This window comes from Streptomyces sp. SM1 (assembly GCF_002910825.1).
Taxonomy (GTDB): domain Bacteria; phylum Actinomycetota; class Actinomycetes; order Streptomycetales; family Streptomycetaceae; genus Streptomyces; species Streptomyces okerensis.
The window spans coordinates 1-8,754 of the sequence record NZ_NEUB01000719.1 but is presented as its reverse complement, the minus strand read 5'-3'; the positions used below and the strand labels follow the sequence as shown (position 1 = coordinate 8,754).

The following is an 8,754-nucleotide window of genomic DNA, read 5'->3' as shown; positions in this document are numbered from 1 at the left end:
CCCGTCGCCCTCCAGACCGACGCCGCTCGACAGCGCGTCCAGCCATTCGGTCTCGGTGCCCGGAGCCGCCGGCAGCAGGGTGCCGCCGGCCTTCTCCAGTCCCCGCGTGGCGTGCGTGGCCAGGGCGAAGGTCTTCTGCCCGTGTCCCCGCCAGGCCTTGCGCAGCCGCAGGAAGACGCCGGGCGCCTCCTCCTCGGACTCGAACCCGACCAGGAGAACGGCGGGCGCCTTCTCCAGCGAGGTGTACGTGACGCCCGTACGGTCGAGGTCACGGCCCCGTCCCGCGACCCGCGCGGCGAGGAAGTCCGCCTCCTCGCCGCTGTGCACGCGCGCGCGGAAGTCGATGTCGTTGGTGTCGAGCGCCACGCGCGCGAACTTGCTGTACGCGTAGGAGTCCTCGACGGTGAGCCGGCCACCGGTCAGCACACCCGTACGGCCCCGCGAGGCCAGCAGCCCCTGGGCCGCGATCTGCAGCGCGTCGGGCCAGGACGCCGGCTCCAGCTCACCTTCCGGATTGCGGACCAGCGGTGTGCCGAGACGGTCCCGCAGCTGCGCGTAGCGGAACCCGAAGCGTCCCTTGTCGCAGATCCACTCCTCGTTGACCTCGGGGTCGTTGCCGGCCAGCCGCCGCATGACCTTGCCGCGCCGGTGGTCGGTGCGGGTGGCGCAGCCGCCGGAGCAGTGCTCGCACACCGACGGCGAGGAGATCAGGTCGAAGGGGCGGGCGCGGAACCGGTAGGCCGCCGAGGTGAGCGCGCCGACCGGGCAGATCTGGATGGTGTTGCCGGAGAAGTACGACTCGAAGGGGTCGCCCTCGCCGGTGCCGACCTGCTGGAGCGCGCCCCGCTCGAGCAGCTCGATCATCGGGTCGCCCGCGATCTGGTTGGAGAACCGGGTGCAGCGGGCGCACAGCACGCACCGCTCGCGGTCGAGCAGCACCTGGGTGGAGATCGGGACGGGCTTCTCGTAGGTGCGCTTCTTGCCGTCGAAGCGGGAGTCGGCGTGGCCGTGCGACATCGACTGGTTCTGCAGCGGGCACTCGCCGCCCTTGTCGCAGACCGGGCAGTCCAGCGGGTGGTTGATGAGGAGGAACTCCAGCATCCCCTGCTGGGCCTTCTCGGCGACGGGTGAGGTCAGCTGGGTCTTCACCACCATGCCGTCGGTGCAGGTGATGGTGCAGGAGGCCATGGGCTTGCGCTGGCCCTCGACCTCGACGATGCACTGGCGGCAGGCGCCGGCCGGGGCGAGCAGCGGGTGGTCGCAGAACCGGGGGATCTCGATGCCGAGCTCCTCGGCGGCCCGGATGACCAGGGTGCCCTTGGGCACGCTGAGCTCGGCGCCGTCGATCGTCAGCGTGACGAGGTCCTCGGGCGGAACCGCCGCCTCTCCCCCGCCGGAGGGAGCGTTGGTGGTCACAGTCATGCGTGCACCTCCGTACGGTCGGCCCAGGCCGTGGACTTGGCCGGGTCGAACGGGCAGCCACGGCCCGTGATGTGCTGCTCGTACTCCTCGCGGAAGTGCTTCAGCGAGGAGAAGATCGGCGAGGCCGCCCCGTCACCGAGGGCGCAGAAGGCCTTGCCGTTGATGTTGTCGGCGATGTCGTTCAGCTTGTCGAGGTCGGACATCTGCCCCTTGCCGGCCTCGATGTCCCGCATCAGCTGGACCAGCCAGTACGTGCCCTCCCGGCAGGGGGTGCACTTTCCGCAGGACTCGTGGGCGTAGAACTCGGTCCAGCGGGTGACGGCGCGGACGACGCAGGTGGTCTCGTCGAAGCACTGCAGGGCTTTCGTGCCGAGCATGGAACCCGCGGCGCCCACTCCCTCGTAGTCGAGGGGGACGTCGAGATGCTCGTCGGTGAGCAGCGGTGTCGAGGAGCCGCCCGGCGTCCAGAACTTCAGCCGGTGGCCCTGGCGCATCCCGCCGCTCATCTCGAGCAGCTGGCGCAGGGTGATTCCGAGGGGCGCTTCGTATTGTCCGGGGTTCGTGACGTGCCCGCTGAGGGAATAGAGAGTGAAGCCGGGCGACTTCTCGCTCCCCATCGAGCGGAACCATTCCTTGCCCCGGTTCATGATGGCGGGAACCGACGCGATCGACTCGACGTTATTCACCACAGTCGGGCACGCGTAGAGGCCCGCGACGGCAGGAAAGGGGGGACGGAGCCGCGGTTGTCCCCGGCGGCCTTCGAGCGAGTCCAGCAGCGCGGTCTCCTCACCGCAGATGTACGCGCCCGCACCCGCGTGCACGGTGAGTGTGAGGTCGAGTCCGCTGCCCAGGATGTTCTCGCCGAGCAGGCCGGCCGCGTAGGCCTCGCGCACGGCCTCGTGCAACCGCCGCAACACGGGGACGACTTCACCACGCAGATAGATGAAGGCATGGGAAGACCTGATCGCATAGCAGGCGATGACGATGCCCTCGATGAGGCTGTGCGGGTTCGCGAAGAGGAGCGGAATGTCCTTGCACGTTCCGGGCTCCGACTCGTCGGCGTTGACAACAAGATAGTGAGGCTTGCCGTCACCCTGGGGAATGAACTGCCATTTCATTCCCGTGGGGAAGCCGGCACCGCCGCGCCCGCGCAGACCGGATTCCTTGACGTACGCGATGACGTCGTCCGGTGACATGGCGAGCGCCTTGCGCAGCCCCTCGTATCCCTCGTGCCTCTGGTAGACGTCCAGCGTCCAGGACCTGTCCTCGTCCCAGAAGGCCGACAGCACGGGTGCGAGCAGCTTTTCCGGGCTCATGTCCTTGAGTTCGGGTGCCAAGGTCATCACTCCCCCTCCTCGGCGACCGGTCCCGACGGGTGGGCCGGGTCGGAGGCCGACGTGTCCTGCGGCGCGTCGTGCGAACTGAGGTGCTCGGCGGGTGACGGCTCGTGCGGCGGTGTGTCCCGGGGCGTCTCACCCCGCGGGTGCACCACACGGGCGGGTGCGGCCTCTCCCTTGGCCAGCTTCAGGCCGATCAGGGAGGCGTGTCCGGCGCCTCCGGTGGCCTCGACGGCTCCCTCGCGCCCGTCGGGGAAACCGGCCAGGATGCGGGCGGTCTCCTTGAAGGTGCACAGGGGAGCCCCCCGGGTGGGCGCGACCGGGCGGCCGGCCCGCAGGTCGTCGACCATGCCCTTGGCGCTCTCGGGCGTCTGGTTGTCGAAGAACTCCCAGTTCACCATCACCACGGGCGCGAAGTCGCAGGCCGCGTTGCACTCGATGTGCTCCAGCGTGACCTTGCCGTCGTCGGTGGTCCCGCCGTTGCCCACGCCCAGGTGCTCCTGGAGCTCCTCGAAGATCGCGTCGCCGCCCATGACGGCGCACAGGGTGTTGGTGCACACCCCGACCTGGTAGTCGCCGCTCGGCCGGCGCCGGTACATGGTGTAGAAGGTGGCGACCGCGGTCACCTCGGCCGTGGTCAGGTCCAGCATGTCCGCGCAGAACTGCATCCCGGTGCGGGTGACATGCCCCTCCTCCGACTGCACGAGGTGCAGCAGCGGCAGGAGGGCGGACCGGGAGTCCGGGTAGCGGGCGATGACCTCGCGCGCGTCGGTCTCGAGCCGGGCCCGGACGTCGTCCGGGTAGGCGGGTGCGGGCAGTTGGGGCATGCCCAGGCTGACGCCACGGTCGGACCGCTCGGAAGATGAGGTGGTCACCGGTCGACGCCTCCCATCACGGGGTCGATGGACGCGACGGCGACGATGACGTCGGCGACCTGGCCGCCCTCGCACATCGCCGCCATGGCCTGCAGGTTGGTGAAGGACGGGTCACGGAAGTGGACCCGGTAGGGGCGGGTGCCGCCGTCGGAGACGACATGCACCCCGAGCTCGCCCTTGGGCGACTCGACCGCCGTGTACACCTGGCCCGGCGGGACGCGGAAGCCCTCGGTGACCAGCTTGAAGTGGTGGATCAGGGCCTCCATGGAGGTGCCCATGATCTGCTTGATGTGGTCGAGGGAGTTGCCCAGTCCGTCCGGTCCCAGGGCGAGCTGGGCGGGCCAGGCGATCTTCTTGTCGGCGACCATGACCGGACCGGGCTGGAGCCGGTCCAGGCACTGCTCGACGATGTGCAGCGACTGGCGCATCTCCTCCAGCCGGATCAGGAACCGGCCGTAGGAGTCACAGGTGTCCGCGGTCGGGATCTCGAAGTCGTAGGTCTCGTATCCGCAGTACGGCTGGGTCTTGCGCAGGTCGTGCGGGAGCCCGGTGGAGCGCAGGACCGGGCCGGTGGCGCCCAGCGCCATGCAGCCGGCCAGGTCCAGGTAGCCGACGTCCTGCATACGGGCCTTGAAGATGGGGTTCCCGGTGGCGAGCTTGTCGTACTCCGGGAGGTTCTTGCGCATCGTCTTCACGAACTCGCGGATCCGGTCCACCGCGCCGGGCGGCAGGTCCTGGGCGAGCCCGCCGGGGCGGACGTACGCGTGGTTCATCCTCAGGCCCGTGATGAGCTCGAAGATGTCGAGGATCAGTTCACGGTCGCGGAACCCGTAGATCATGATCGTGGTGGCGCCGAGCTCCATGCCGCCGGTGGCGATGCACACCAGGTGGGAGGAGAGCCGGTTCAGCTCCATCAGGAGCACCCTGATGATCGAGGCCCGGTCGGGCACCTGGTCCTCGATGCCGAGGAGCTTCTCCACGCCGAGGCAGTACGCCGTCTCGTTGAAGAACGGCGTCAGGTAGTCCATGCGCGTCACGAACGTGGTGCCCTGCGTCCACGTCCGGTACTCGAGGTTCTTCTCGATGCCGGTGTGGAGGTAGCCGATGCCGCAGCGGGCCTCGGTGACCGTCTCGCCGTCGATCTCCAGGATCAGCCGGAGCACTCCGTGGGTGGACGGGTGCTGCGGGCCCATGTTGACGACGATGCGCTCGTCGTCGGTCCGGGCCGCGCTCTCGACGACCTCGTCCCAGTCGCCGCCGGTGACGGTGTAGACGGTTCCCTCGGTGGTCTCGCGAGGGGATGCGTGCGGGGTGTTCACGAGTACGACCTCCGCTGGTCCGGAGCCGGGATCTGGGCGCCCTTGTATTCGACGGGGATGCCGCCGAGGGAGTAGTCCTTGCGCTGCGGGAAGCCCTGCCAGTCGTCCGGCATCATGATCCGCGTCAGGGCCGGGTGACCGTCGAAGACGATGCCGAAGAAGTCGTACGTCTCGCGCTCGTGCCAGTCGTTCGTGGGATAGACCGAGAACAGCGACGGAATGTGCGGGTCGGCGTCGGGGGCGCTGACTTCGAGACGGATCAGCCGGTTGTGGGTGATCGAGCGCAGGTGGTAGACGGCGTGCAGCTCGCGGCCCTTGTCGTCCGGGTAGTGCACGCCGCTGACGCCGGTGCACAGCTCGAAGCGCAGGGCGGGGTCGTCGCGCAGAGTCTTCGCCACGCGGACCAGGTGCTCGCGTTCGATGTGGAAGGTGAGTTCGCCGCGGTCGACGACCGTCTTCTCGATGACGTTGCCGGGGAGCAGGTCCTGCTCCTCCAGGGCGCCCTCGAGTTCGTCGGCGACCTCGTCGAACCAGCCGCCGTAGGGGCGGGTCGCCGGTCCCGGAAGGCGGACCGAGCGGACCAGCCCGCCGTATCCGGAGGTGTCGCCGCCGTTGTTGGCGCCGAACATGCCGCGCTGGACGCGGATCTCCTCGCCGCCCTGGCCGCGCTGGCCGGGGAGGTTCTCCGCGGAGAGGTCCTTCTCGGGGTTCGCGCCGTCACCCGCGGTGTCGTTCGCGTCGCTCATCGCAGCAGCCCCTTCATCTCGATGGTGGGCAGGGCCTTGAGCGCCGCCTCCTCCGCCTCGCGGGCCGCCTCCTCGGCGTTCACGCCGAGCTTGGAGTTCTGGATCTTCTCGTGGAGCTTGAGAATCGCGTCCAGCAGCATCTCGGGGCGGGGCGGACAGCCGGGGAGGTAGATGTCGACCGGGACGACGTGGTCGACACCCTGGACGATCGCGTAGTTGTTGAACATGCCGCCCGAGGAGGCGCAGACCCCCATGGAGATCACCCACTTGGGATTCGGCATCTGGTCGTAGACCTGCCGCAGCACCGGCGCCATCTTCTGGCTGACCCGCCCGGCGACGATCATGAGGTCGGCCTGCCGCGGTGAGCCGCGGAAGACCTCCATGCCGAAGCGCGCCAGGTCGTAGCGGCCGGCGCCGGTGGTCATCATCTCGATGGCACAGCAGGCGAGGCCGAACGTGGCGGGAAAGACGGACGACTTGCGCACCCAGCCCGCGGCCTGCTCGACGGTGGTCAGCAGGAATCCGCTCGGCAGCTTTTCTTCGAGTCCCATGACTATTGGCCCCTCAGTCCCATTCCAGGCCGCCGCGCCGCCATACGTACGCGTACGCGACGAAGACGGTGAGCACGAAGAGCAACATCTCCACGAGCCCGAAGATCCCCAGGGCGTCGAAGGTGACGGCCCAGGGGTAGAGGAAGACGATCTCGATATCGAAAATGATGAAGAGCATCGCCGTCAGGTAGTACTTGATGGGGAAGCGCCCGCCGCCGGCCGGCGTGGGGGTCGGCTCGATACCGCACTCGTAAGCCTCGAGCTTGGCGCGGTTGTACCGCTTCGGACCGATCAGCGTGGCCATGACCACGGAGAAGATCGCAAAGCCTGCCCCGAGGGCTCCCAGTACGAGGATGGGCGCATACGCGTTCACCGCTCCTCGCTCCTCTCAGTCGGCATTGACTGCATGGGCTCCCCCCGGGGGCGAATCCGAGCCCCTCGGGGAGTCGTGCATCGGACTCCCGCCGGCCCCAACAGCCCCACGAACCACGCCCGCCCCGGCGAAGATCGAGAACATGTGAAGCAGGTCACAAGCCCAACCGCTCCGCATCCTATGCCCGAGGGTCTGTGATCTGCGACACGGGGTATTACACAAGCTTTGTGATCTCCACCACCTGACGAACGATCATGAAGTCGGATGAGCGGTGATCTTCGCACGCCAAGCGTCCGCGCGATCACCAAAGGTGACATTTTGACCGGTCGGTGCAGCTCAGAGGGCTCCACCCCCCTATCAAGGCGCTTCCTTCACAGGCAAATTGGTGCTGGACCTGATCTCTTGATAGAGGCCGCGTTCACACGTCGGAGGGAGCGCCGGGCGCGGTGTGGACGTGTGCACGCGTTCACGAAGTCGGCGGGTCACGATCCGGTCACATTCAGCCACCGTCCTGCCCGCCGGTGCGCGACGGCACCGCCGCCGACCGCCCGGAGCGCCCGCCGGCCGCCCGGGGCGCCGAGCGGTCCGCCGGACGCAACCACGGGGGCATCCGTTGCGTGACGTGCGTCACATCCATGAGGGCCGGATGAGAAGAGGGGTTGGCCAACCAATCCAACCAGTGGTAGGCGCGGGGCAATTCGGACGTAACGATGAAAGTGCGTGATCAAGGGCTGATCACGGACGCCCGCAATGTCCGTTACGGCGTCAATAGGGGGCGACTTTCCCGGGATTCGGGCCCTCCGTTGAACAACTGTGGCGGAGCACACGTTCCTTGTGGATATGAAGGAGCCCCTGGTACCGGTTGTTCCCATGTCCCACACCGCTCACATACGCAGCCACCGGAAGCCCCGCCGTACCGCGTCGTCCACGATGGCGATGCGGGCCGGAGTTGCCGGTGGCGTCCTCAGCACCCTGGCAGTGGCCGGGGCGTCGGGTTCGGCGAACGCTGCCGAGCCGGTGACGCAGACCCTCGAACTGCCCACCCTGACGGCCGACCTGGCCGCCCAGGTCGCCCAGTCCGCGGACGCGACCCAGCAGGCCGCCGCGAACTACCAGCTGCGGGCCGAGCGCGACGCGGCCGCCGCGAAGGCCGCCAAGGAGGCCAAGGCGGACCTCGCCGAGGCCAAGGAGAAGGCCGAGGCGAAGAAGAAGGCCGCGGAGGAGGCCCGCAAGGCCGCCGCCGAGCGCGCCTCGCGAGACGCCGAGCGCACCGTCCTCACCACGACCTCCGCCTCCACGGCCACGACGGCCTCCGCGCCCGCCAGTGGCAGCGTCGGATCGGTCATCTCGTTCCTCAAGGCGCAGGTGGGCGACGCCTACGTCATGGGCGCCACGGGCCCCAACGCCTGGGACTGCTCGAGCCTGGTGCAGGCCGCGTTCAAGCAGGTCGGCGTGGACCTGCCGCGCGTCTCGCAGGACCAGTCGATGGTCGGCACCGACATCCCGCTGTCGCAGATCCAGGTCGGCGACATCCTGTACTGGGGCGGCAAGGGATCCGCGTACCACGTGGGCGTCTACATCGGTGACGGCCAGTACCTGGACGCCGCCAACTCCGCCAAGGGTGTCGTCATCCAGGATCTGTCCGGCTACCCCGCGTCGGGTGCCGTGCGCGTGCTCTGAGCCGCACGCTCCTCACGCGGGCGCCGAGTCGCGCCCGTACGGGCTGAAGGGCCGCTGCCGCCGGGGCAGCGGCCCTCCCTCGTCCACCGCGCACCACCGGCCCTCCGGCGCCTTCCGCGCCGCGCCTTCCGCGCCGCGCCTTCCGCGCCGCGCGCCGGTCCTCGTGTGCCTGGCATGACGCCCCCGGACCGGTACGCCCGGCACGGGCGACCCCCGGGATCTCGTGCGCCCTCACACGCATTTCGCACCCCGAACCAAGATCACCCGATTGTCCGAATTGTGCCGCCCATGCGGAGTGTTGGCGGCCCGCCCGCGCCCCGTCGGCGCCCCGCGCAGCCCCGTGGAGGCCCTTCACGGCGCCTCACGCGGACGTGAGCGACCGGGGCCCCTCCCTGGGGACACCGGCCGGGAGTACCGCCGTACGACACACCACCGGCTCATGGCGGCCTTC

8 protein-coding genes are annotated in these 8,754 nt (G+C 69.1%); 1 reads left to right on the top strand and 7 read right to left on the bottom strand.

The annotated features are described in order from the left end of the window. The 7 genes from B9S61_RS20645 to B9S61_RS20615 form a co-directional block, all read right to left on the bottom strand. Positions 1 to 1,422, bottom strand: a 1,422-nt coding sequence (locus tag B9S61_RS20645) for an NADH-quinone oxidoreductase subunit G (RefSeq protein WP_146064902.1), incomplete at its 3' end; no start/stop codon positions are given. Further along, positions 1,419 to 2,765: an NADH-quinone oxidoreductase subunit NuoF gene (gene nuoF, locus B9S61_RS20640; RefSeq protein ID WP_103543582.1), complete on the bottom strand. Its 1,347-nt coding sequence runs from the start codon at positions 2,763 to 2,765 to the stop codon at positions 1,419 to 1,421. The genes B9S61_RS20645 and nuoF, both read right to left, overlap by 4 nt. Continuing rightward, positions 2,765 to 3,634 carry an NADH-quinone oxidoreductase subunit NuoE gene (gene nuoE / locus B9S61_RS20635; protein ID WP_103543581.1) on the bottom strand — a complete coding sequence of 290 codons (870 nt, stop codon included), beginning with the start codon at positions 3,632 to 3,634 and terminating at the stop codon, positions 2,765 to 2,767. The genes nuoF and nuoE overlap by 1 nt, the downstream gene beginning before the upstream one ends. Beyond that, a complete protein-coding gene (locus B9S61_RS20630; protein ID WP_103543580.1) occupies positions 3,631 to 4,953 on the bottom strand; it encodes an NADH-quinone oxidoreductase subunit D in 1,323 nt (440 codons plus the stop codon). Before B9S61_RS20630 ends, nuoE begins: the two co-directional genes overlap by 4 nt. Further along, entirely contained in the window at positions 4,950 to 5,699 is a 750-nt protein-coding gene (locus tag B9S61_RS20625; RefSeq protein WP_103543579.1) for an NADH-quinone oxidoreductase subunit C, read from the bottom strand. Before B9S61_RS20625 ends, B9S61_RS20630 begins: the two co-directional genes overlap by 4 nt. Further along, complete coding sequence (locus tag B9S61_RS20620) at positions 5,696 to 6,250, bottom strand: NADH-quinone oxidoreductase subunit B family protein (protein ID WP_030221896.1); 555 nt, start codon at positions 6,248 to 6,250, stop codon at positions 5,696 to 5,698. Before B9S61_RS20620 ends, B9S61_RS20625 begins: the two co-directional genes overlap by 4 nt. A 13-nt stretch (positions 6,251 to 6,263) precedes the next feature. Further along, on the bottom strand, positions 6,264 to 6,623 hold the full coding sequence (locus B9S61_RS20615) for an NADH-quinone oxidoreductase subunit A (protein ID WP_003974383.1): 360 nt from the start codon (positions 6,621 to 6,623) through the stop codon (positions 6,264 to 6,266). An 840-nt stretch (positions 6,624 to 7,463) separates the two neighbouring features. Between B9S61_RS20615 and B9S61_RS20610 the strand changes: the two genes are divergently transcribed. Further along, positions 7,464 to 8,303: a C40 family peptidase gene (locus tag B9S61_RS20610; RefSeq protein WP_103543578.1), complete on the top strand. Its 840-nt coding sequence runs from the start codon at positions 7,464 to 7,466 to the stop codon at positions 8,301 to 8,303. Positions 8,304 to 8,754: the final 451 nt, after the last annotated feature.

Bases quoted from the DNA above. Each gene is read 5' to 3' on its own strand.
- nuoF (WP_103543582.1), bottom strand. From the start codon at position 2,765: ATGACCTTGGCACCCGAACTCAAGGACATGAGCCCGGAAAAGCTGCTC.
- B9S61_RS20625 (WP_103543579.1), bottom strand. From the start codon at position 5,699: ATGAGCGACGCGAACGACACCGCGGGTGACGGCGCGAACCCCGAGAAG.
- B9S61_RS20620 (WP_030221896.1), bottom strand. From the start codon at position 6,250: ATGGGACTCGAAGAAAAGCTGCCGAGCGGATTCCTGCTGACCACCGTC.
- B9S61_RS20610 (WP_103543578.1), top strand. From the start codon at position 7,464: ATGAAGGAGCCCCTGGTACCGGTTGTTCCCATGTCCCACACCGCTCAC.